At 67.4% G+C, this 22985-nt stretch carries 24 protein-coding genes; 4 read left to right on the top strand and 20 right to left on the bottom strand.

Annotation, left to right across the window (positions count from 1 at the left end):
• Positions 1-301: 301 nt before the first annotated feature.
• From N1F91_RS20065 to N1F91_RS20105, 9 genes are all read right to left on the bottom strand, one after another.
• A complete protein-coding gene (locus N1F91_RS20065; protein WP_289994918.1) occupies positions 302-781 on the bottom strand; it encodes a F0F1 ATP synthase subunit B in 480 nt (159 codons plus the stop codon).
• 10 nt (positions 782-791) lie between these two features.
• On the bottom strand, positions 792-1382 hold the full coding sequence (locus tag N1F91_RS20070; protein ID WP_289995016.1) for a F0F1 ATP synthase subunit B: 591 nt from the start codon (positions 1380-1382) through the stop codon (positions 792-794).
• A gap of 74 nt (positions 1383-1456) precedes the next feature.
• Positions 1457-1681, bottom strand: coding sequence for a F0F1 ATP synthase subunit C (locus tag N1F91_RS20075; protein WP_126701177.1), 225 nt, complete (start codon positions 1679-1681; stop codon positions 1457-1459).
• Positions 1682-1746: 65 nt separating this feature from the next.
• A complete protein-coding gene (locus tag N1F91_RS20080; RefSeq protein WP_289994921.1) occupies positions 1747-2499 on the bottom strand; it encodes a F0F1 ATP synthase subunit A in 753 nt (250 codons plus the stop codon).
• A gap of 37 nt (positions 2500-2536) precedes the next feature.
• Entirely contained in the window at positions 2537-2938 is a 402-nt protein-coding gene (locus N1F91_RS20085) for an AtpZ/AtpI family protein (protein ID WP_289994922.1), read from the bottom strand.
• A 221-nt stretch (positions 2939-3159) separates the two neighbouring features.
• The gene (locus N1F91_RS20090; protein ID WP_289994923.1) at positions 3160-4347 is read right to left on the bottom strand and encodes a cell wall hydrolase; all 1188 of its coding nucleotides are present in this window, start codon (positions 4345-4347) and stop codon (positions 3160-3162) included.
• Between the two features lie 125 nt (positions 4348-4472).
• Positions 4473-5909, bottom strand: coding sequence for a ribosome biogenesis GTPase Der (der, locus tag N1F91_RS20095; RefSeq protein ID WP_289994924.1), 1437 nt, complete (start codon positions 5907-5909; stop codon positions 4473-4475).
• Positions 5910-5918: 9 nt separating this feature from the next.
• Positions 5919-6584 carry a tetratricopeptide repeat protein gene (locus N1F91_RS20100; protein WP_289994925.1) on the bottom strand — a complete coding sequence of 222 codons (666 nt, stop codon included), beginning with the start codon at positions 6582-6584 and terminating at the stop codon, positions 5919-5921.
• A gap of 108 nt (positions 6585-6692) precedes the next feature.
• Entirely contained in the window at positions 6693-7268 is a 576-nt protein-coding gene (locus N1F91_RS20105; protein ID WP_289994926.1) for an NnrU family protein, read from the bottom strand.
• Positions 7269-7408: 140 nt separating this feature from the next.
• On the opposite strand from N1F91_RS20105, the gene N1F91_RS20110 reads away from it, so the two are divergent.
• On the top strand, positions 7409-8377 hold the full coding sequence (locus tag N1F91_RS20110; RefSeq protein ID WP_289994927.1) for a polysaccharide deacetylase: 969 nt from the start codon (positions 7409-7411) through the stop codon (positions 8375-8377).
• Positions 8378-8398: 21 nt separating this feature from the next.
• Here N1F91_RS20110 and sbmA read toward each other — a convergent pair whose 3' ends face one another.
• The 4 genes from sbmA to N1F91_RS20130 form a co-directional block, all read right to left on the bottom strand.
• A complete protein-coding gene (gene sbmA / locus N1F91_RS20115) occupies positions 8399-9676 on the bottom strand; it encodes a peptide antibiotic transporter SbmA (protein ID WP_289994928.1) in 1278 nt (425 codons plus the stop codon).
• A gap of 146 nt (positions 9677-9822) precedes the next feature.
• Positions 9823-10992, bottom strand: coding sequence for a YbfB/YjiJ family MFS transporter (locus N1F91_RS20120; RefSeq protein ID WP_289994931.1), 1170 nt, complete (start codon positions 10990-10992; stop codon positions 9823-9825).
• Positions 10993-11071: 79 nt separating this feature from the next.
• The gene (locus N1F91_RS20125) at positions 11072-12682 is read right to left on the bottom strand and encodes a BCCT family transporter (protein WP_289994932.1); all 1611 of its coding nucleotides are present in this window, start codon (positions 12680-12682) and stop codon (positions 11072-11074) included.
• 203 nt (positions 12683-12885) lie between these two features.
• Positions 12886-13104 carry a hypothetical protein gene (locus tag N1F91_RS20130; protein ID WP_289994933.1) on the bottom strand — a complete coding sequence of 73 codons (219 nt, stop codon included), beginning with the start codon at positions 13102-13104 and terminating at the stop codon, positions 12886-12888.
• 97 nt (positions 13105-13201) lie between these two features.
• On the opposite strand from N1F91_RS20130, the gene N1F91_RS20135 reads away from it, so the two are divergent.
• From N1F91_RS20135 to N1F91_RS20145, 3 genes are all read left to right on the top strand, one after another.
• Positions 13202-14116 (top strand): LysR substrate-binding domain-containing protein, encoded by a 915-nt coding sequence (locus N1F91_RS20135; RefSeq protein ID WP_289994934.1) that lies wholly within the window; start codon positions 13202-13204, stop codon positions 14114-14116.
• Positions 14117-14249: 133 nt separating this feature from the next.
• Positions 14250-15506: an aminopeptidase gene (locus tag N1F91_RS20140; RefSeq protein ID WP_289994936.1), complete on the top strand. Its 1257-nt coding sequence runs from the start codon at positions 14250-14252 to the stop codon at positions 15504-15506.
• A gap of 227 nt (positions 15507-15733) precedes the next feature.
• A complete protein-coding gene (locus N1F91_RS20145; protein ID WP_289994938.1) occupies positions 15734-15967 on the top strand; it encodes a hypothetical protein in 234 nt (77 codons plus the stop codon).
• Positions 15968-16087: 120 nt separating this feature from the next.
• Here N1F91_RS20145 and N1F91_RS20150 read toward each other — a convergent pair whose 3' ends face one another.
• From N1F91_RS20150 to hutG, 7 genes are all read right to left on the bottom strand, one after another.
• Positions 16088-16729 (bottom strand): hypothetical protein, encoded by a 642-nt coding sequence (locus tag N1F91_RS20150; protein WP_289994939.1) that lies wholly within the window; start codon positions 16727-16729, stop codon positions 16088-16090.
• 2 nt (positions 16730-16731) lie between these two features.
• Positions 16732-18006, bottom strand: coding sequence for an ATP-binding protein (locus N1F91_RS20155; RefSeq protein ID WP_289994940.1), 1275 nt, complete (start codon positions 18004-18006; stop codon positions 16732-16734).
• A gap of 123 nt (positions 18007-18129) precedes the next feature.
• The gene (locus N1F91_RS20160) at positions 18130-18477 is read right to left on the bottom strand and encodes an ArsC family reductase (protein ID WP_289994941.1); all 348 of its coding nucleotides are present in this window, start codon (positions 18475-18477) and stop codon (positions 18130-18132) included.
• A 153-nt stretch (positions 18478-18630) separates the two neighbouring features.
• On the bottom strand, positions 18631-19506 hold the full coding sequence (locus N1F91_RS20165; RefSeq protein WP_289994943.1) for an NAD(P)-dependent oxidoreductase: 876 nt from the start codon (positions 19504-19506) through the stop codon (positions 18631-18633).
• A gap of 1 nt (position 19507) precedes the next feature.
• Entirely contained in the window at positions 19508-19885 is a 378-nt protein-coding gene (locus tag N1F91_RS20170) for a carboxymuconolactone decarboxylase family protein (protein WP_289994944.1), read from the bottom strand.
• Between the two features lie 451 nt (positions 19886-20336).
• A complete protein-coding gene (gene hutU, locus N1F91_RS20175) occupies positions 20337-22013 on the bottom strand; it encodes a urocanate hydratase (protein ID WP_289994946.1) in 1677 nt (558 codons plus the stop codon).
• Positions 22010-22813, bottom strand: coding sequence for an N-formylglutamate deformylase (gene hutG / locus N1F91_RS20180; protein ID WP_289994947.1), 804 nt, complete (start codon positions 22811-22813; stop codon positions 22010-22012). The genes hutU and hutG overlap by 4 nt, the downstream gene beginning before the upstream one ends.
• Positions 22814-22985: the final 172 nt, after the last annotated feature.

A 22985-nucleotide genomic window follows, 5' to 3' on the forward strand; every position in this document is an offset into this window, starting at 1 on the left:
CATGCGCTTCTTCAAGTCGACGCTCCCCGAGAAGTGGAAATCCTTCCGGGACACCGTCAACGACAACTTTCACATCGTCCGACCCGACGAATTTCGGGTTATCGGGTAGACGGGGTATTACTTAATTAGGCAGGTATCGACGCAGTCTACAGGCGTTCCGGATCCGAATTAAGTAAACTGTCCCCGTATTTCCGGCGCGCGAGAACCCCGGGCGGCGGTCGTGCGGGGTGGCGGTCGGGTTCGGCCGAAACGACAAATGCCGCCCGGAGGCGGCATTTTTCGTGGGCGGGTCGGGGGAGGCTCAGTTGAGCCTGGTCTTGACGTCCTGGACGGAGGATTTGAAGAGCTTTTCGGCGACGGTCGCGTCGACCTTGTCGGCGAGCAGCTTGCGGGCCGCGGCGACGGCGATGTCGACAGCGTTGGAACGGACCTCGTTGACCGCGTCGCGCTCGGCCTGGCCGATCTTCTGTTCGGCAAGCGCGGTGCGGCGGGCGACGTATTCCTCGGTCTTCTGCTTGGCCTCGCGGACCAGCATGTCGGCCTCGTGCCTGGCGGATTCGACGATGTCCGCCGCCTCCTTTTCGGCTTCCTTGCGCTTGCGCTGGTACTCCGCGAGAAGCTGCTGGGCTTCCTCGCGCAGCCGGCGCGCCTGCTCGAGTTCGTCGCGGATCTTGCCCGCCCGATCGTCGAGCGACCGGGTGATCATCCCCGGCACCTTCACGTAGACCATGAGGGCGAGGAAGATGACGAGGCCGACGAGTGCCCAGAATGTGGCGTCCATACCCGCTCTCCTATTCCGAAGCCGCGCGCACGGCGGCCGAAACATCGCCCTGGGCGACAGAATCGCCGATCAGGGCCTGAACGATGGCGCCCGCGGTCTCCTCGGCGATCGCCCCGACATCCTGCATGGCCGAAGCCTTGATCTCGGAGATGCGCGCCTCGGCGGTCGCGAGCCTGACGTCGAGCTCGGCCTCGATCCGCTTGCGCTCGGCATCGGCTTCAGCCTTCGCCGCATCGCGCGCCTTCTGGCCGATCAGACCGGCCTTCTTGCGCGCATCCGCCAGTCCCTGCTCGTAGGCGGCGATTGCCTCGTCCGCCTCCTGCTTGAGGCGTGCGGCCTGGTCGAGATCGCCGGCAATGCGGTCGCGCCGCACTTCCAGGATACCTGCGAGGCGCGGCAGAGCGACGCGCTTCAGGAAAACATAGAACAGACCGAACGTGATCGCCAGCCAGAGGATCTGGGAAGGGAAGGTATGGGTCTCGAAGGGCGGAAAGGGTGCCTTGGCATGGCCGTCATGGGCCACCTCGGTGGTGCCTTCGACGACCGCGCCCCCCGCCTGTCCGGCCGGGGCATCCTGGGCAAATGCCGTAGAAACAAACATCATCGCGTCCTGTCAAATCCAGCCGGCCGCGACTGTCGCGGCCGGACGATCCTGCTCGTGCGAGACGCCAGATCTTACGTGAAGAGCAGCAGCAGCGCGATGAGAAGGGAGAAGATGCCGAGCGCTTCCGTCACGGCGAAGCCGAACACGAGACGGCCGAACTGGCTGTCGGCCGCCGACGGGTTGCGGAGCGCACCCGACAGGTAGCTGCCGAAGATGTTGCCGAGGCCGAGCGCGGTGCCCGCCATGCCGAGGCAGGCGATGCCGGCGCCGATCGCCTTTGCTGCTTCTACTTCCATGAAAGATCTCCTTTTTGAAGCCTTGAAGAGGGTCGTTGTTGCCGCGGCGGCAGAGCCGCCGGAACTCAGTGTCCGCCCGGGTGGAGCGCGTCGTTGAGGTACATGCAGGTCAGCACCGCGAAGACGTAGGCCTGCAGGAACGCGACGAGAAATTCGAGACCGGTCAACGCCACGGTCATGAAGAGCGGCAGGATCGACCCGGCGATGCCGAGCGCGCCCATCGAGCTCATCGAGACGATGAAGCCGGCGAAGACCTTGAGCGTGATGTGGCCGGCCAGCATGTTGGCGAAGAGACGGACCGAGAGGCTGATCGGGCGCGAGAGGAACGAGACGACCTCGATCACGACGATCAGCGGCACCAGCAATCCGGGCACGCCGCTCGGCACGAAGAGCTTCAGGAAACCGAGGCCGTGCTTCATGAAGCCGTAGCCGAGCACCGTGCCGATGACGAGGAGCGCCAGCGCGAAGGTGACGATGATGTGGCTCGTCACCGTGAAGAAGTAGGGGAACATGCCGAGCAGATTGGCAAAAAGCACGAACATGAAGAGCGAGAAGACGAAGGGGAAGAACTTCATGCCATGCGAGCCGGCGGCGTCGCGCAGCATGTTGGCGACGAATTCGTAGGAAATCTCCGCGATCGACTGCATGCGGCTCGGCACCAGGCCGCGGTTGGCGGTCGACAGGAACAGGAAGGCACCCGCGCCCACCGCCGACGCGACCATGAAGGCCGAGGAGTTGGTGAACGAGAAATCGAGGCCGCCGATCTCGATCGGCACCCAATTCTGGATCTGGAACTGGTGGATAGGATCGTTTGCCACCGATTACTCCGCCTTGCCTCTGACGCCGAAGCGCCGTTCAGTTCTTGCCGGAATTCCCGTCGTCCCCATCGGGCTTCCGGGTTCCGAATTCCGCCATCATGCCGGCCGACCGCAGTGCGTTGACCACGCCGGCGGCAAATCCGAGCAGCAGGAACACCACGAGCCCGAAGGGCGAGGTTCCCGCAAAATAGTCGATCGCGAAGCCCAGCGCCGCGCCCACCACGATGCCCGCGATGAACTCGCTGGACAGACGCAGCGCATTGCCGACGCCGGCCATGCCACCGGACCCTGACGGCCCCCTGTCGCTGACGACCGGGCGGCGGGCCGTCAAGGCCGCGTCGAGTTCCCTGCGCCTGCGATCGAGATCGTCCGGTCGGGCATTTCCGTCGTCGTCCTGCCCGGGCCTGCTACCGCCGGTCTCGCCTGGCCTCTTCGACATGGCGATCCAACCTCCTGCCCGGTCAATCCTGCACGGACTGCCCGCTTCAAAGTCGGGCGCACCATAGTGAGGGGCGTTCGGGCAGTCAAGCCGATGAACGCCCCCTTTTGGCATGTGCTTTCATTATGAGATTCAATGGGTTAGCCGAGTGCGACAGAACGTCCGCCCGCTTCTCCCCAGGATGTGCGGCGAATCCCCGCCCCTGCGGCCGCTTTCGCGCCTCAGTTCCAGCCGCCGCCATGGGTGCGGTAGAAGACGTGGAGGCCGATCTTCTTCATCTTCTCCATGGTCCCCGCCCAGCGCGGATGGACGTAGGTGGCGTGGTAGTGGGTCGACGAGCCGACCTCGGGGATGAAGATCTTGCCGGCGGTCACCGCCATGCCGACATCGCGGGCCATCGCCCAGTGCGACTGGCTCGCCACGCGGTCGCGGATGCCGTCGCAGGCGAAGGAGAACTGGCAGCGGTTGCGCCAGTGGTCGTTCTGGTAGACGACGCCGCAGATGGTGTCGGGGTAGGCCGGATTGCGGACGCGGTTGAGGATGACCTGCGCCACCGCAGCCTGGCCCTTCAGGTTCTCGCCGCGCGCCTCGAAATAGACGCCGGCCGTCAGGCACTTCTGCTCGGCCTCGGAGAAGACCTCGGGCGGCAGCGGCTTCTTCATCCAGGCATGATCGCCCTCGCCCATCGGCGGGATGAACCGGCCTTCGTTCGGATCCACCTCGCCCTTGAGCAGGGTGGCGAAGGGCGACAGTTCGGCATAGTCGGGCGTGGCCGGCGCGTAGGCCGTGGCGAGGATGTCGGGCCTGTCGTTGGTGACGAGGCTGGCCAGCATGGCCGGGACCGCCGGGTCGGGCTTGCGGCCGACGCGCGGGTGGAAGGCGGCGGCGATGTCGATCTCCTGGCCGAGGATCTTCGGCCGATCGAAGGCCATGACGACTTCCTCGCCGCCGATCGTCGGATGGACGAGCATCGAGGTGCGCTTGAAGACGGAGCCGGCGTTGAAGGATTTCGGCGGCGCGACGGGCGCGACGTTGACGACGCGGCCGCGCTTTTCGCTGCGATTGACGCGGTCTTCGTCCGGCGTGTCGGCGACCGAGCCGTTCTTGGACCGGAAGGCGACGGCGCCGACGCCCGGTGCGGTCATTCCCGCGCCGGAGACCGAGCCGGTGACCGTGGAATCGACGAAACGCATCTCGGCGGCATGAACCGAACCGGCGACCGACTTCTCCAGCACCGCGCCCCAGCGGACGGCGGGCGCCTCGGTGCCGGCGACGTAGCTCGCCATGTCCTGGTAGGCGACGGCGGACGGGAAGCCGAACAGGAATCCGGCACCGACGACGACGATGGACACGAGGGAGGACTTGCGGGGCGGGGCAATGCCTCGCCGCGACTCGAAAACTGGTTTCACCGGGTTACTCTCCAGGACGCCACTCGAACGACACAGAGAGCGACAATGCGGCATTAACCTTGAAGGACGGTTAACGGCGGCAATGTGGCCAGCTCACAGTTGTCCACGGCCGTATCGACGCGCGTTCAGCGTGCGTGCCTGGCCTTGCCCGCATAGGGATTCTCGGGTGCGCGCAGCATGATGCGGATCGGCACGCCGGGCATCTCGAAGCTCTCGCGCAGCCCGTTCGTCAGGTAGCGGATGTAGGATTGCGGCATGGCGTCCGGGCGCGAACAGGAGATGACGAAGCCCGGCGGGCGCGCCTTGACCTGGGTGAGATACTTGATCTTGAGGCGCCGGCCGGCGACCGCGGGCGGCGGATGATGGGCGAGCACGCCCTCGAGCCAGCGGTTGAGCTTGCCGGTGGAAATGCGGCGGTTCCAGACCTCGTGGGTGGAAGCCACCGCCTCCATCAGCCGGTCGAGGCCGCGCCCGGTTTCGGCCGAGACGGTGACGGCGCGGATGCCGCGCACCTGCGGCAGGAGGCGGTCGGTCTTCTCGCGCAGTTCGGCCAGCAGTTCCTGCGGATTGTCGATCAGGTCCCATTTGTTGAAGGCGATGACCGCCGCCCTGCCCTCGCGGATGACGAGATCGGCGAGCTGCAGGTCCTGCTTCTCGAAGGGGATGGTGGCGTCGAGGACGATGATGACGACCTCGGCGAAGCGGATGGCGCGAATGCCGTCGGCCACCGAAAGCCGCTCGAGCTTCTCCTGCACACGCGACTTGCGGCGCATGCCGGCCGTGTCGAAGAGCTTCATCCGCCGGCCGCGCCACTCCCAGTCGACGGAGATGGAGTCGCGGGTGATGCCGGCCTCCGGCCCCGTGAGCAGGCGCTCCTCGCCGACGAGCGCATTGATCAGCGTCGACTTGCCGGCATTCGGGCGGCCGATGACGGCGATGCGCAGCGGCTTGGTGGGATCGTAGGAGGGAACCTCCTCGGCATCGGGATCGGCGATGTCCTCGCCGACCAGGACTTCCGGGACGAAGGCCTCGGGCTCTTCTTCCTCCTCGGGCGGGAAGACGCGTTCCTCGCCGAGCGCGGCGATGATCGCCTCACGCAGGTCGGGCATGCCCTGGCCGTGCTCGGACGAAATCGGGATCGGCTCGCCGAGGCCGAGTTCCCAGCTTTCGAGCATGCCGCCCTGGGCGCCGCGCGCCTCGGCCTTGTTGGCGACGACGACGACGGGCTTGCTTGCGCGGCGCACGATGTCGGCAAAGGCGCGGTCGTTTGGCGTGAGCCCGGCCTTGGCGTCGATCATGAACAGGATCAGGTCGGCCTCGGCGACCGCAAGCTCGGTCTGGGCGCGCATGCGGCCTTCGAGCGAAGCGGCTGCGGCTTCCTCGAAACCGGCGGTGTCGATGACCTCGAAGCGCAGGTCGTAGAGCTTGGCGTCATGCATGCGGCGATCACGCGTGACGCCCGGCGTGTCGTCGACCAGCGCGAGCTTCTTACCGGCGAGGCGGTTGAAAAGCGTGGACTTGCCGACATTGGGCCGGCCGACGATCGCGATCTTGAAGGTCATCGGCTCTCGCTACGACGCATCGCCCGAACCGCGGATCAGTTCGGACATGAGGGTGGCGCGTTCGCGCAGGTTGCGCGGCGCGAGTTCGTCGGCGGAGATCTGCTCGAAGAGCGTCAGCGCATCGGCGCCGCGGCCTTCCTTCCAGGCCGCGAGGCCCAGCGCCTCGCGCGCCGAGTGGCGCAGCGGGTTGGTGTCGGCCGCCAGCGCCTCGACGCGCGACGACACGTCGGCATAGGAGCCGCTGTCGACCAGGATGAGGCCGGCGCGCAGGCGGGCCATGTCTCGGACCGGCGCGTCGACGCCATTGTCGGCGGCGACCGCATCGAACGCGGCGACTGCGGCAGCCTTGTCGCCCTTGGCGTCAAGCACGGTCGCGGCACGCATGCGGGCAAGCACCGGATAGGCGCCGTATCCATCGGCCTGCAGCGCCTCGAGCGCGGCGAGCGCCTCGTCCGGCTTGTCCTGGCCGGCGAGAACGAGGGCCTGCGAATACCGATCGCCCGAAGCGTTCGCCCGGTTGGTGGTCCAGTACTCCCAGCCGACCCAGGCAGCCGTGGCGAGGACGACGGCGACGGCCAGCCCGATGGCGATGGGTCCGAAACGGTCCCAGAGCGCCCGCGCCTGATCCTGGCGCATCTCCTCGTTGACCTCGCGGATGAAACTGTCGTCCGACATCTATTCCAGTACCGTCATTGTGTGGCCCATCCGGCGGACGGGGCTCCCATGCCTGCGCCTTTTATCCGAAAATAGGGCTTATGGAAGGCCAGACGGCAAAATAGGCCGTCATCCGCGCGCCAGCGGATCGGCGCCGAAGAGCCACAGATGCAGGCCGGAGACGAGGAGCACGTAGAGGACGACGCCGAGCGCCACCGCAGCGACGTCCCACAGCACCGGCCCGGCGACCGCCGGCCCCATGTCGCCGCGCCGCTTGAGCGAGATGCGGTCGACCACAGCCCAGGCCAGGAAACCGCCGAACAGCAGGACCGAGGCGAGTTCGCCATTGGCCAGGAGATGGGCGAAGGCCCAGATCTTCACAGAAAGCAGCATGGGGTGCTTCAGCATCTTCTTCAGCTTGCCACCGGGCAGCTGGCTGACGGCGAGCGCGATCAGGGCGAAGAGCATCAGCAGAGCTGCGAGGTGCCTGGTCCAGACCGGCGGGTCGTAGAGGACGGGGCTTTCCGGCCAGGCCAGCGAATAGCCCCAGACGATGAGGACGAGGCCGACGGCCGAGACGATCGAATAGAGACCCCGCCAGCCATTGCCCATCGAGGCCGCCCTGGCGTCGCGCCAGCCGGGCACGACGATGCGGACGGAGTGGATGCCGAGAAACAGGATCAGTCCAAGAACGAGTACGACCATCGGTGCCCCCAAGGTGCCTGGACGGGAACCTATCCCGCCCGCCCCGGGTTTGGAACTGCAATTCGCCGGGCATCCCATGCTCGCCACATTTGCGGGCGACCTCTGCGTCTCCTCCCCCAGCCATCGAGTCGCCCGTCCGCATGCTTCGCCTCCGCAGTCTCCTCGCTTCCCTCCCGCTCCTCGCCACGACGGCGATGGCGGCCGACATGGCGGAGCCGCGCCAGGTCGTGGTGATTTCCTTCGACGGCGCGCAGCACGTGCCGCAATGGAAACGCAGCCGGACCCTGGCGGAGCGGACCGGCGCGCGGTTCACCTATTTCCTGTCCTGCGTCTACCTTCTGGCGCCCGAGCACCGGGGTCTCTACCAGGGGCCGGCGCATCGGGCCGGGCGCTCGAACGTCGGCTTCGGCGGGTCGAAGGCGGAGGTGGCCGAGCGGCTGGGCGAGATCTGGAGCGCGCGGCAGGAGGGCCACGAGATCGCCAGCCACGGCTGCGGCCACTTCGACGGCAAGGACTGGTCGGCATCGGACTGGGCGAGCGAGCTCGCGGCCTTCACCCGCATCGTGCGCGACGCCTATGCGATCAACGGCATCGACGGCGAGCCCGAGGGCTGGCGGCGCTTCGCCGAGAGCGACATAGGCGGCTTCCGCGCGCCCTACCTGTCGACGAGCGAGGCGTTGTTCGAGGCGCTGGCGGACGCAGACATGGCGTATGACGCGAGCGGCGTCTCGAAGGGACCTGCAAAGCCCGCGATGCGCAACGGCCTGCGCCGCTTTTCGCTGCCGATGGTGCCGGAGGGGCCCGCCGCGCGGCCGGTCATCGCCATGGACTACAATCTGTTTGCCCGGCATTCGAATGCCGAGGAGACGGAGGACCGCGACGGCCGGTTCGCGGAGCGTGCCTACCGGGCCTTCAAGGCGGCCTTCGACGAGCAGCACGACGGCCGGCGCCTGCCGCTGCAGATCGGCTACCATTTCACGCTGATGAACGGCGGCGCCTACTGGCGCGCGCTGGAGCGCTTCGCGGAGGAGGTCTGCGTCCTGCCCGACGTCGACTGCATCAGCTACGACGACCTCCACCGGCGGCTCGGCGCGGCCGCCGACGGCTGAAGGCTGCCGACCGCCGGCGGATCACGCCGCCGGCTGCTCCTGCGGCGGGACGCCGGCCTGCTCGCGCTGCATGTAGCGGCGGTCGATCTCCGGCAGCGGCTGGCCTTCCAGCACGGCCTCGAAGGCGCGCAGGCGCTTGTAGACCGACAGAAGCTCGACGATCGTCGGCCAGGAGCTGACCAGATACTGGAACGAGTTGGTGACCTGGGTGAAGGCCGAGACGGTCTGCTGGAAGACGCCGAGCGTGATGGTGCCGGCGGCGACGGTGGGCACCATGATGAAAGTGGCGAAGACCGCATCCGACTGGAGATAGAGATAGCGGGCGACGTCGAAATAGACGTAGTGCGCATAGAGGGTGAAGTAGTTCTTGCGGACGTTGGCGAACAGCTCCGACAGGGTGATGGGCCGGGCGCGGTCCGGGTCGTCCTCGCCATAGACAAGTTCCTTGCGGAAGGCGGCCTCGACCCGCTGGTTGCGGAACTCCAGGCCCGGCAGCTTGATGCCGACGATGGCCAGCAGGAGGGTTCCGAACAGCGACCAGACGATCGCCGCGGTCATGAGCGGCGCCGGAATCTGGCCGACGAAGGGCAGATGGGTGACGTTGGCCGAGAGCGCGTAGAGGATCGGCAGGAAGGCAATCAGCGTCATCACCGCGTCGATGAAGCGCTCCCCCAGCCCCTGGACCGTCGAGGAAAAACGCATCGTGTCTTCCTGAACGCGCTGCGAGGCGCCTTCGATGCTGCGCAGCCGGCCCCAGTTCGCGACGAAATAGTCGTTCATCGCGGTGCGCCAGCGGAAGATGTAGTGGCGGATGAAGAAGACGTTCAGCACCGCAACCGTGATGCCGACGAGCGCCAGCGTCAGGAACTGGACCACGCCGAGATAGAGATCGGCGGTCGAGACCGAACCGGGCGTGCCGAGCGCGCGCTGCACCATGTCGTAGAAGACGCCGCGCCATTCGTTGAGGGCGACCGTCACCTGGACGTTGAAGTGGGTGACGATGACGATCAGGCCGGAGCCGAGGATCGACCAGCGCTCCCAGGGATGCGGCGCGACCGTGCGCCAGAAACTGTAGAAGGCCAGGATGCCCAGGGCGAAGTAGCCGTAGAACCATAGGAAATGCGGCTGCAGGAACCGCGCGGGGCTGATGATCGGCGGCGCGTCGGGCAGGGGCTGGGCGACGCCCAGCCATTCGCCCAGCCGCTCGCCGACGGAAAACCACAACAGGACGAGGACCACGCTCCATCCAAGGGCGGACAGGAAGAACAGCTTCGGCTTCGGGAAGAAGGAAACGAACACGGCGGGGAACCTCGGATGGAAAGGCGGCGGGGCGTCTGTCGGACCATTTCGCGCGATCGCCCGCGCAAACGATGGCCATCCATCGATAACCGTCTTTCCGTATCGCGCAAGTTACAGTTTGGTGGGGATACCGGCCGTCCAGGCGTTCAGCGCGGCGCCCGCCGGCCCGTCCAGGCGATGGCCGCGGCGGCGGCGAGCGCGAGTGCGGCGCCGGCCGAGGGCGCGGCGAAGCTGCCGCTCCAGACGGCGCCGTAGCCGGCGAGGATCGGGCCGACGATCTGGCCGGTCCCGAAGGAGGCCGTCATGAGGGCGAAGACCCGGCGCGGTGCGGCGGCGGCGAGCTGCCGCGCGGCCTGGAGCCCGTAGGCGGTGATGGCGATGAAGGTTCCGCCGAGCAGGATGCCGCCGATGACGGGACCCGAGGGTCCGGAAATCGCGACGCTCGCCAGCACGCCCGCCGCCTCGACGAGGCAGCCGACGGCAAAGGTGGCCGTGAGGCCGATGCGGCGGACGACCTTGCCCCAGAGCCAGACCGACGGCGCGCCGGCAAGCCCGGTGACCAGCCACACCGTCGATTCGAACAGGGGACCCTCGCCGCCCTGGCGCACGATCGCCACGAGGAAGGTGGCCGTGACGATGTAGCCGGCGCCGAAGAAGCCGTAGGCGAGGATGAGGCGCGTCAGCGCGCCGCTTCTCGGCAGGCCCGGCTCGCGCGTCGCGGCCGCGCCGCCGCCGGCCGGGGCCGGGCCGCCGGTGGCGAGCAGGTAGACCACCGAGAAGGCGACGAGCGAGATGACGGCGGCGCCGAGCCAGCCGGCGCGCCAGCCGGCATCGGCCAGATAGAGGCCGCCGGTGAGAAGCGCCGAAATCGCGATTCCGCCCCCGACACCGCCGAAATGCAGCGCCTGCAGATCGGAACGGCCCGTCAGGGCGAGCCGCGAGAAGACGATTGAGCTCATGAAGATCATGACGAAGGCGCTGGCCACGCCTGCGAGGAAGCGCAGGACGAGGAACACCGGGAGCGTGTCGGCAAGGCCCATCCAGGCCAGCAGCAGACAGTTCACGGCGAGCCCCGCCAGCATGAGGCGGCGGTCCATGCCATGCGCCCAGCCGCCCGCCGCCAGAAGCGCGCCGACGAGATAGCCGAGATAGTTGGCCGAGGCGATCAGCCCGGCGTCGGAGACGCTCATGGAGAGCCCCTCCATCATGCCGGGCAGGATCGGCGTATAGACGAAGCGGCCGATGCCCATGGCCGCCGCCATGGCGATCAGTCCGGCGATGGCATAGCGCTGCGGCGCGGCGGTCTCGGGCGTCATGGGCGGAGCATATGGCCTCGCCCGCGACTTGGAAATGCGGCGGAGGCGTCAATCCGGTGGACCAACGCCTCCCGGGCGATCAGGCCGCCTCGGCCGTGCCGCGCGGCTCCGACCGCAGTCCGACGAAGGTGGCATACATCATCAGGAGCAGGAGAAGCGCGAAGGGGAAGCCCGTCGCGATGGCGCTGGCCTGCAAGGCGGCGAGACCGCCGCCCAGCAACAGGACGATGGCCACCAGCCCCTCGAAACAGGCCCAGAAGACGCGTTGCGCCACCGGCGCATCGACCTTTCCACCTGCCGTGATGGTGTCGATGACCAGCGAACCGGAATCCGACGAGGTGACGAAGAAGACGATGACGAGGACGATGCCGATGAGGGACGTGAGACCGGCCAGCGGCAGCGGTTCGAGCATGCGGTAGAGCGACAGTTCCGGAACGTAGTCGATCACGGTCTGCTGCACGCCGGCATAGCCGCCGACGAGATACTGGTCGAGCGCCGTGCCGCCGAAGGTGGTCATCCACAGGATGGAGACGAGCGTGGGAATGAGCAGCACGCAGGTGATGAATTCGCGCACGGTGCGGCCGCGCGAGACGCGGGCGATGAACATGCCGACGAAAGGCGACCAGGATATCCACCAGGCCCAGTAGAAGGTCGTCCAGCCGTGCAGGAAGGCGTCGTCCTCCCGGCCGATCCAGTTGGAGAGTTCGGGCAGCGCGGTGACGTAGTTCCAGGTATTGGTGAAGAAGCCGGACAGGATGGCCAGCGTCGGGCCGAGCACGATCACGAAGGCCAGCAGAAGCACGGCCAGAACCATGTTGAGCTCCGACAGGCGCTTCACCCCCGCGTCGAGCCCGGCCACCACCGAAACCAGCGCGATGCCGGTGATGGCGGCGATCAGGATCACCTTGGCGAAGTCGGTGTCGGGAATGCCGTAGAGATCGTTGAGGCCGGCGAGCGCCTGGGACGCGCCGAAGCCGAGCGAGGTGGCGAGGCCGAACAGCGTGGCGAAGACGGCCATCGTGTCGATGACATGGCCGGTCCATCCACGGATACGCTCCCCGAAGATCGGATAGAAGGCCGATCGCATGGAAAGTGGCAGGCCCTTGTTGTAGGTGGCGAGCGCCAGCGACAGAGCGACCACCGCGTAGATGGCCCAGGGGTGCAGGCCCCAGTGATAGATGGTGGCGGCCATGCCGGCTTCCCGCGCCGCGGCGACCCGGTCGGGCTGGATCACCCCGTCGACCACCGGCGGCGCGATGCCGAGCGGCGGATTGTTGAAGTGGTACATCGGTTCGAGCACGCCGAAGAACATCAGCCCGATGCCCATGCCGGCGGCGAACAGCATCGCGAACCAGCCGGCATAGGAATAGTCCGCCCGCGCATCGGGGCCGCCGAGGCGGACCTTGCCCAGCGGCGAGACGACCAGGACGAGGCAGAACAGCACGAACAGATTGGCCGACAGCATGAAGAGCCAGTCGAAGGTGGAGGTGAGCCAGTCGCGCAGGCCGCCGAGCACGGACGCTGCCTGCTCCCCGAAGACGAGAGCGACGACGACGAAGAGAATGATGGTGCCGGCCGAGATGGGGAAGACTGGGTTGTGGATGTCGAGGCCGAGAAGCTGGACATTGTCCTGGCCCGCTTCGAGGCCGTGCTCCTCGGATGTGGAATCGGTGACTGAAAGGTCGGACATCGCTGCCTCCTTCTTCTTTTTTCGAGCCGCGCGCTGACGCAACGGATCCTGGTATCCGGGCGGGGAAAAGGACCTCGCATCGAGGTGGGGCGAAAGGCACGCCGGGGCGCCCGGATGGGGCGAAGGCAGAGGTCTAGCCCAATTTCCGCCGCAGTTCAAAACCGGATGGCCCGCAAACGACGAAAGCGGCATCCGGACCCGCTTCAGCGCGGCCCATGGCGGGCGACCTGCGGGCGCGGCGCGCGGCCTTCGCAAAGGTTGCGCGGAAACGGAAGGTCGGCCAGCTCGCGCTCGCTCATGGCCGCGATGGCGGGGTGCGCGAGGAGGTCCGCCGACTGGCAGGACGGCAGGCCGCCCGCGTTGGGACGGCGTCCCCGGGCGCGGAGCCCGAAGCGCCGCGCAATCGAGAAAAACTCCAGCATCTTGTGCTCTCCACCTGGATACGCAATGCTTGATCCATATGGCCTTCGTCGCTTCCCATCGATCGACAACTTCTGTCTTCGGATTTAGATTATCTTGATGCGTAACCTGAACAGCATGCACCTGAACGGGCTTCGGGCGGTGGAGACCGTGGCGCGCACGGGCTCGCTGCAGGCCGCCGGCGAGGAACTGGGCGTGTCGGCCAGCGCGGTGAGCCAGCAGGTGAACCGGACCGAGAAGCAGATCGGCAAGGTGCTGTTCCGCCGCACGTCCCGCGGTCTGGCGCCGACGGAGGCGGGCGCGGCCTTCTTCACCCGGCTGTCGGCAGGCTTTCGCGAACTCGACGCGGCGGTGGGACAGGTGCGCCAGAGCAATGCCGACACGCTGGTCGCCTCGGTGGCGCCTTCCTTCGCAACGAAGTGGCTGGTGCCGCGGCTGCGCCATCATTTCGCCCGCTATCCGAACGTGCTGGTGCGCGTGGATGCGACCGAGCGGCTCGTCGACCTTTCGGGTTCCGACGTCGACGTGGCGATCCGCATGGGCGACGGGCGCTGGCCCGGCGTCGACGCCGAGCTCATCTTGCCGCAGCAGGTGTTCGTGGTGGCCGCCGCCGCCAAGGCAGAGCGTATCCGGAGCGTTGCGGACCTGGCGCGCGAGACCTCGATCGATGACGATTCCTCGCGCATGGTGACCTGGGAGCGCTGGTTCGAGGCGGCGGGCGTGGCGCCCGTGCGGCCGCTGCAGGGCGCCCGGCTGAACGACCCGCTGCTGTGCATCGACACGGTGATCGCCGGCCAGGGCATCACGCTCGCCTGGCAGCTGATATGCGCCGACGCGCTGGCCGACGGGCGGCTGGCCGCGCCGCTGCCGATCCGCGCCGACCTCGGCTTCGGCTTCTGGATCTGCACGGCGGCCGGCGCGCGGCCGCCACGCAAGGTGCGCGATTTCATTGCCTGGGTGCGCGAGGAGATGGCCGAGACGGCAGCGCTGCATGCGCGGCTGCCTTCGGGCTGACCGCTCGAGCGCGCGGGCGACCGTCGCCGCGGCCAGGCTTCGCCGCGGGCGACGGCCGCGGTGGAAACCGGCGCGCGGCGGGTCTATGTTCCAGCCGAACCACGAGCGACCGCACCAGCACAGGATCCCTTTCATGACATCGCATCCGCGCGCCGTTTCCGCCTCCATCGACCCCGTCCGGCTCGACCGGCTGGCCGAGGTGGCCGTCAAGGTGGGGCTGCAGCTGCAGCCGGGGCAGGACCTGGTGATGACCGCGCCGGTGGCCGCTCTGCCGCTGGTGCGCCGCATCGCCGCGCATGCCTATGCCGCGGGCGCGGGCATCGTCACGCCGTTCCTGGCCGACGAGGAGGTGACGCTCGCCCGCTTCCGCCACGGCCGCGACGAGAGCTTCGACCGCGCCGCCGGCTGGCTCTACGAAGGCATGGGCAAGGCCTTCTCGGCCAACGCGGCGCGGCTGGCGATCGCGGGCGACAACCCGATGCTGCTTGCGGGCGAGGACCCGGCCAAGGTGTCGCGCGCCAACAAGGCCAATTCGATGGCCTACCAGCCGGCGCTGGAGAAGATCGCCGGCTTCGACATCAACTGGAACATCGTGTCCTATCCCAACCCGTCCTGGGCGAAGGTGATGTTTCCGGGCGAGGCGGAGGACGTGGCGGTGGCAAAGCTCGCCGAGGCGATCTTTTCCGCCTCTCGGGTCAACACCGACGATCCGGTGACGGCCTGGGCCGAGCACAATGCGGCATTGCGCAAACGCACGGTCTGGCTGAACGGCAAGGCCTTCGCCGCGCTGCGCTTCACCGGGCCGGGCACCGACCTGACGGTGGGGCTGGCCGACGGCCACGAATGGCACGGCGGCGCCTCGACGGCGAAGAACGGCATCACCTGCAACCCCAACATCCCGACCGAGGAGGTGTTCACCACGCCGCATGCGATGCGCGTCGACGGCCACGTGTCGAGCACCAAGCCCCTGTCCTACCAGGGCACGCTGATCGACGAGATTTCCGTGCGCTTCGAGGCCGGGCGGATCGTCGAGGCGAAGGCGTCGAAGGGGCTGAACGTGCTGGAGAAGGTGCTCGACACCGACGAGGGCGCGCGGCGGCTCGGCGAAGTGGCGCTGGTGCCGCATTCCTCGCCGATCTCGCAGAGCGGGCTCCTGTTTTTCAACACCCTGTTCGACGAGAACGCGGCGAGCCACATCGCGCTCGGCCAGTGCTACTCGAAATGCTTCCGCGACGGCGCGACGATGACGCCGGAGGAAATCGCGGCCGTCGGCGGCAACAAGAGTTTTATTCACATCGACTGGATGATCGGGTCCGGGGAGATCGACGTCGACGGCGTGCATGCGGACGGCACGGTGGAACCGGTGATGCGCAAGGGCGAGTGGGTGTAGCGGGCACGAGCGGCTTTCCCGCTCGCGCATTGGACGACCGGAGCCGGGGACCACGCATCCGCGAAGGAGCGCTCGCCGGCGTCGGGCGCAGCCCCCCTCACCGTCTCGGGCTACGCCCGATCCACCTCTCCCCCCGGAAGGGGGAGAGGAAGGGCGCTTCGTTCTGCCCGCTACAGATCGGGCCGAAACCGTGCTAACGGCCCCACGAACGATCAAGGAGCATCATCGTGACCGAACCGACCGTGGCCGAGGCCACCGACCGCATCTACGCCTCGCTGCAGGCCGACAATGCCGAACTCGATACCCACATCGCCTCACTCAAGGCCGCAATGGCGCGCGAGGGCGTGAAGGAGGCCGTGTTCGACCCGGAAAAGCTCGCGCAGAACAACCGCTCGGGACGCAAGCTGATGCAGGCGTATTTTCGCCAGCGGGGGGTGAAGGTGGGGTTCGAGAAGGGGTGAGGTCTCGCGCGGGCGTGCCTAGCAATTTCGATTTTTGATAGGCATGATGTGCCAAGCAAAAATCGAAAGTGATAGGCATGATCCCGCTCAGCAGCATCGCGGCGAGCGGAGCGGGTGCCGCTAGTCCAGAGCGGGGGGCGTACCGAGGAATGCGACACTCCGCTTCAGACCCTGCCTGACGATCTCCTTCCAGACGAACGGGCTGCGTCGCTCCATGAAGGCGTCCGTCCACTCTCCCAGGCGCCATCGGTCGAAGTCGAACGTCCGATCGTCCCTGAAGCGCTGCTGGTCAAGACCCAGGCGAACGATCGTCTGCTCGGCATGCTTCTTTTTCTCTTCGTCATTTATCTCAGGGTTGACGTAGATTCGTCCCGCCGCCAATTCCAGGAAGAACGTATCGGCCCCGACTTCGAAGGGATCCATGACGTCCTCGAAGTCTTTCTTCTTCGAATTGATGGTCAGACACGCCAGCCGATAGTTCGACCACTCGTAGGCTAGGCGCAGCCTGCGCGACTTCGGTGCGAAATGCTCGACCGCCGGATTGGCCGCGCCCTTGCGCGTGAAGATACAGCTGTAGGCGCAGACGCCGTCGTAGGCGTTCCAGAGATCATCTGCGCAATGCCTCCAGTAGGGACTGATTTCTACACCCGTGGGGACGGGCGCATCCGGGTCGAGCTTCTTGCGCAGGATCCAGGCGTTGCCGGGCCGGCGGACCCGGACATCGAATTCCGCAGGTTCCGGAGCCGGCCTCACGCGAACCATGTTCAGCGCCTTTCTTCGGAAGCCATGTCGTAAAGGGCCTGCCAGCGCCTCCAGAACGGATCGTTCTCAGGCAGCATGGAGGCAAGACGCATTTCGATGTCCTGAAGCGACTTCGTATCCGCTCCCGCCGCGACGCTCCTCGAAGCCTGCTCGATCAGTTGCTCGGCTTCGCGGCTGCGCGCAGAGGGAAGCCCAAAAGCCTCGCTCGTCAGCCAGTTTGAGACATCCCCCTGCTTGACGAACGGGCGCCGCACGACATCCACGATGTAACGCCCATCGCGTTCCGCGAGATCGATGTCGAACCAGGCGTCCCTCGCCTCGTCGAAAACCGGTTCGACCGACGTGAGGACGAGCGGCGAGTGGGTCGAGGCCAGCAGCTGGGCCTTCGCCTTGCTGCCCACGGCGATGCTCTCGCAGACGTCGATGATGGCCTTCAGGATCATCCGCTGCCATTTCGGGTGGAGGTGGGACTCGATCTCGTCCATGAGGAAAATGATCTCGCGCGCCGGCGCCAAGGAGAGGAAGCGCGCACTTTCGAGATGGTTGTGCCAGGCCCAGACGAGCAGGTATCCGATGGCGACGATGCGTCGCATTCCGGCGGAGAGGAACGTGACGGGGACATCCTGCCCGTAGGGCATCGCAATTGTCGGTACGAGACGCGCGTCGTCCAGGTCGATCCTGGTCGGCTGCCCGGGACGAAGCTGGTCCAGCGCGTCGGGCGACAGCCCTGCGAGGATGTCACAGAGGCGATCGAATTCGGGGGATTTCGTGCTCTGCCAGCTGACCCAGTCGCGCAGCAGGCCGTTCGACACGACCTTGCCGTCGATCTCCAGGCCGTTCCAGATATCCTGCATGGAAAAGTGAAACGCCGGAGGCCGATCGGGGGTCTCGCGACCCTCCAGGTTACGCCAGTAGTTTCTCGCGGGATCCCAGACTGAGAATCCGCCATCCACCCGGGCGTAGAGAACGAGGCCGGGATTGGCGGGACGCCCGGGCCTGCTCGTCCACCGCTGGTCCAGCCTGTCGAATTCGCTCTCGAACGAGACTTCGCGTGACACACTGTCGAAGGAGAAGGCGATCGACGCAGCATCGCCGGACCCGGGCATGGGAATGGCGGGACGACCGGCCCATGTCCTCGTCAGCGCCCACCACGCCACGTCCAGCAGGAAGCTCTTGCCGAGCCCGTTGTCGCCCGTGAAGACATTCAGCCGCTCGGCCAGTTCGAGCCGGACCGACCGGGCCGGACCGACGTTCCTCGTTTCCAGCAGCTTGAGCATGATGGATCACCTTTGCGGAAGCGGCAGTCGCCATCGAACCGCGCCTGCGGTTGCGATCGGCGGAAGCGTGACGGATAGACGAAAGCGGCGCAAGTGCGTTCGCATTGCCTTGACTGTCTTCCCCTACCCGAACACCCCCGCATACACCTCCGGCCTGAACCCCACCGTCAGCCGCCCGTCCACGTCGAGCACCGGGCGCTTCACCATCGACGGCTGCGCCAGCATCAGCCGCTTGGCCTTCTCCGCGTCGAGATCGGCCTTGTCGGCGTCGGGGAGGGTGCGGAAGGTGGTGCCGGCGCGGTTCAGCAGCGGTTCCCAGCCGAGGACGTCGATCCAGCCCTGGAGGCGGGCCTCGTCGAGGCCCTGGGTCTTGTAGTCGTGGAAGGCGTATTCGACGCCGTTCGCGTCGAGCCAGGCGCGGGCCTTCTTCATGGTGTCGCAGTTCTTGATGCCGAAGAGGGTGACGGGCATGGGCGGTTCTCCTGGAGTGGCGGTGAGCGGCCTTCGGAAGCGGCGCGGCGGCGGCAAAAACCCGGGGACAGTTTACTCAATTCGGATCACAGGTGGCGCGGACGGGTCGGACGGCGCCCCGAATTAAGTAAACTGTCCCCGGGTTTCTCGCGCTCAGTCCTTGCTTTGCCAGGCCTTGAAGGCGGCGGAGTGGTCGATGGTGGGGCCGAGGCGGTCGAGGGCGGCCTGCCACCAGCGGTTGGTTTCCTCGACGATCGGCAGCGGCTTGCCCATGGCGTCGGCGAGATCGGCGGCGATGCCGACGTCCTTGGCGAGCAGGCCGAGCGCGAAGCCGGTGGCGAAATCGCCCGAGAGCACGTGCTGGGCGAAGACGTTCTCGGTGGAGAAGTTGCGGCCGGTCGACACGTTCATGATCTCGACGGCCACCTTCGGATCGAGGCCGAAGCGGCCGGCCACGATCAGCGCCTCGGCGACGGCGGCGAAGCCGGCGGCGGCGACGAAGTTGTTGAGCGCCTTCATGGCATGGCCGGTGCCGAGCGTGCCGGTCTCGAAGACGCGGTTGCCCATGGCCATCAGCACCGGGCGCGCGCGCTCCGACAGCGCCGGATCGTCGCTGCCCAGCATGATGGTGAGCGTGCCGGCGACGGCGCGCGGCACGGCGCCCGACACGGGCGCGTCGACGAAGCCGATGCCGCGTCCGGCGAGAAGCGGGCCGAGGTCGCGGCTGCCGATCGGGTCGGACGAACTCATGTCGATCAGCATCGATCCTGGCGCGAGCGCTGCGGCCAGGCCGCCGTCGAGCATGACCTCGCGCACGATGCGGCCCGTGGGCAGCATGGTGACGACGACGTCGCAGGCCGCGCCGAACTCGGCCAGCGTGGCGGCGGAGGCGGCGCCGATTGTGGCCGCGTGGGCCTTCGCCGCCTCGACATTGGCGTCGTAGAGCGTCAGCGGGAAGCCCGCCTTCGCCAGATTGGCCGACATCGGCCGTCCCATGTTGCCGATGCCGACGAAACCGATCCTGTCCATCTCAGGCCCCGATCTCGGTGAGCACGGTCTCGGCGGCGCGCAGGCTGCCGACCATGGCGGGGATGCCGCAATAGAGGAAGGAGTGGATCAGGATCTCGCGGATCTCCTCCTTCGTGACGCCGTTGGCGATGGCGCCGCGGACATGGACCTTGAGTTCCGGCTCCTTGCCGAGGGCGGCGAGCATGGCCAGCGTGATCATCGAGCGCTCGCGCGTGGCGAGGCCGGGGCGCTGCCAGATCTCGCCGAAGCAGATGCGGGTGACGATGTCCTGCATCGGTGCGGTGAAGTCGCTGGCGTTGTCGATCTGCTTTTCGGCGCCGGCGGAGCCGAACATCTTGCGGCGCAGCTCGATCCCGAGATCGTCGGGTGTCGTGGTCATGGTGTCCTCCCATCCGTGGCGCGATGCCGGAGCGGAATCGCGTCGTGGGGAAGACGTAACATCATGGGGTTGCAGCCGAAAGCGCCAGCTGCGAGGACGGCGCGAACCAGAGGGGCGCGGGTGGATGGACCTGCGGAAATACGGGGACGGCCCGAACTCGGAGGGCGCGCGGGTGGCCGGAAATACGGGGACAGTTTACTTAACTCGGGCAGAAAGCATCGCGTCAGGAAGACTGCCTGCGATCCGAATTAAGTAAACTGTCCCCGCATTTCGCGTGGCGCCATGTGTTTCGGCCGGAGGCACCAGATGCAAGGACGGCGAGAACAAGGGGAGCGCGCGGGTGGGCGGAAATGCGGGGACAGTTTACTTAATTCGGGCAGAAAGCATCGCGTCAGGAAGACTGCCTGCGATCCGAATTAAGTAAACTGTCCCCGTATTTCCCCCGCATTTCCTAGTTGCCGAGGATGGCGGGGAGGCGCAGGCCCTGGTCTCGGGCGCAGTCGAGGGCGATGTCGTAGCCGGCGTCGGCGTGGCGCATGACGCCGGTGGCGGGGTCGTTCCAGAGCACGCGCTCGAGGCGGCGTGCGGCGTCGGCCGTGCCGTCGGCGCAGATGACCATGCCGGAATGCTGCGAAAAGCCCATGCCGACGCCGCCGCCATGGTGCAGCGACACCCAGGTGGCGCCCGACGCGCAGTTGAGGAGCGCGTTGAGCAGCGGCCAGTCGGAGACGGCATCCGAGCCGTCCTTCATCGCCTCCGTCTCGCGGTTGGGCGAGGCGACGGAGCCCGAATCGAGATGGTCGCGGCCGATGACGACCGGCGCCTTCAGCTCGCCCTTCGCCACCATCTCGTTGAAGGCGAGGCCGAGGCGGTGGCGGTCGCCGAGGCCGACCCAGCAGATGCGGGCCGGCAGGCCCTGGAAGGCGATGCGCTCGCGGGCCATGTCGAGCCAGTTGTGCAGATGGGTGTTGCCCGGGGTCAGCTCCTTCACCTTCGCGTCGGTGCGGTAGATGTCTTCCGGGTCGCCCGAGAGGGCCGCCCAGCGGAAGGGTCCGACGCCGCGGCAGAACAGCGGGCGGATATAGGCCGGCACGAAGCCGGGGAAGGCGAAGGCGTTGTCGAAGCCCTCGTCCTTCGCCACCTGGCGGATGTTGTTGCCGTAGTCGAGCGTCGGCACGCCGGCGTTCCAGAAGGCGACCATGGCCTCGACATGCTCGCGCATGGAGGCGCGGGCGGCGGCCTCGACCCGCTTCGGATCGGTTTCGCGCGCGGCCTTCCACTCGGCGATGCTCCAGCCCCTCGGCAGGTAGCCGTTGAGCGGATCGTGCGCGGAGGTCTGGTCGGTGACCATGTCGGGACGCACGCCGCGGCGGAAGAGCTCCGGCACGATCTCGGCGGCGTTGCCGAGCAGCCCGACCGACTTCGCCTCGCCGGCCTTCGTCCAGCGGTCGATCATCTCCAGCGCCTCGTCGAGCGAGGTCGCCTTGGCGTCGACGTAGCGGGTGCGCAGGCGGAAATCGATGCGGGTCTCGTCGCATTCGATGGCGAGGCAGCAGGCGCCGGCCATGACGGCGGCGAGCGGCTGGGCGCCGCCCATGCCGCCGAGGCCGGCGGTGAGGATCCAGCGGCCCTTGAGATTGCCGTCGTAGTGCTGGCGGCCGGCCTCGACGAAGGTCTCGTAGGTGCCCTGCACGATGCCCTGGGTGCCGATGTAGATCCACGAGCCGGCGGTCATCTGGCCGTACATGGCCAGCCCCTTGCGATCGAGCTCGTTGAAATGGTCCCAGGTGGCCCAGTGTGGCACGAGGTTGGAATTGGCGATCAGCACGCGCGGCGCATCGGCATGGGTGCGGAAGACGCCGACCGGCTTGCCCGACTGGACGAGCAGCGTCTCGTCGTCCGACAGCGTCTTCAGCGTGGCGACGATCTTGTCGAAATCGCCCCAGGTGCGGGCGGCGCGGCCGATGCCGCCATAGACGACGAGCTCATTGGGATTCTCGGCCACGTCGGGGTCGAGATTGTTCATCAGCATCCTGAGCGGCGCTTCGGTGAGCCAGCTCTTCGCATTGAGCTCGGTGCCACGCGGGCTGCGCACTTCGCGGAGATTGTGGCGGGGGTTGGCGGTCATGGGCGGGCTCCGGCAAGGTCGAAGGCGATGGTCTCGATGGATTTCAGGATGGCGGCGAGGTGCGGCCGCAGGCGCGCGGCGCGGGCCGGATCGTAGGCGAAGGCGTGGTCCGCCAGATGCGTCGACTGGGTCAGCTCCATCTGGATGGCGTGGACGCCGTCGGCCGGGCGGCCATAGTGGCGCGTGGTCCAGCCGCCGCGGAAGCGGCCGTTGAGGATCGAGGTGTAGCCTTCGGCCGCCCGGCATATGCCGATCGTCGCCGCCTCGATGCGCGGATCGCAGGTGGCGCCATTGTCGGTGCCGACGTTGAAATCGGGCAGAACGCCGTCGAAGAGATACGGGATGACCGGCCGGATGGAGTGGCAGTCGTAGAGCACGGCGATGCCATGCAGCGCCCTTACCCGCGCGATCTCGGCCGCCAGGGCTTCGTGGTAGGACTTGTGGAAGAGCGCGACGCGGCGCGCGGTCTCGGCGGCATCGGGTTCCTGGCCCGGCCGCCAGATCGGGTTGGCGTCGAAGTCGATCTCCGGGATCAGCCCGGTCGTGGTCTGGCCGGGATAGAGGCTGGTCCCCGACGGATCGCGGTTGGCGTCGATGCAATAGCGGTGGAAGGTCGCGCGCACGGTGGTCGCGCCGGGCAGCAGGCCTTCGTAGAGGGTGTGGATATGCCAGTCTGTGTCGCGCAGCTTGCGGCCTTCCTCGTTGAGGCGGGCGGCGATGTCGTCGGGCACGTGCGTGCCGGTGTGCGGCAGGCCGAGGATGACGGGCGAGGTGCCGCGGGCGATTTCGACGGGGGTCATGGGGAGATGCTCCGCGTAGGGTGGGCGGGATGAGCCCGCTCACCGGAAGATCGCGCGAGGCACCCCCATCCTGCGGAAGATAGCGCGAGGCACCCCCACCCCTTACCCCTCCCCACAGGGGGGAGGGGGGCGCCGACGCCGCAGAATCCCCCTCCCCCCTGTGGGGAGGGGT

It is taken from the genome of Aquibium sp. ELW1220 (assembly GCF_030398385.1).
In the GTDB taxonomy this organism is placed as follows: domain Bacteria; phylum Pseudomonadota; class Alphaproteobacteria; order Rhizobiales; family Rhizobiaceae; genus Aquibium.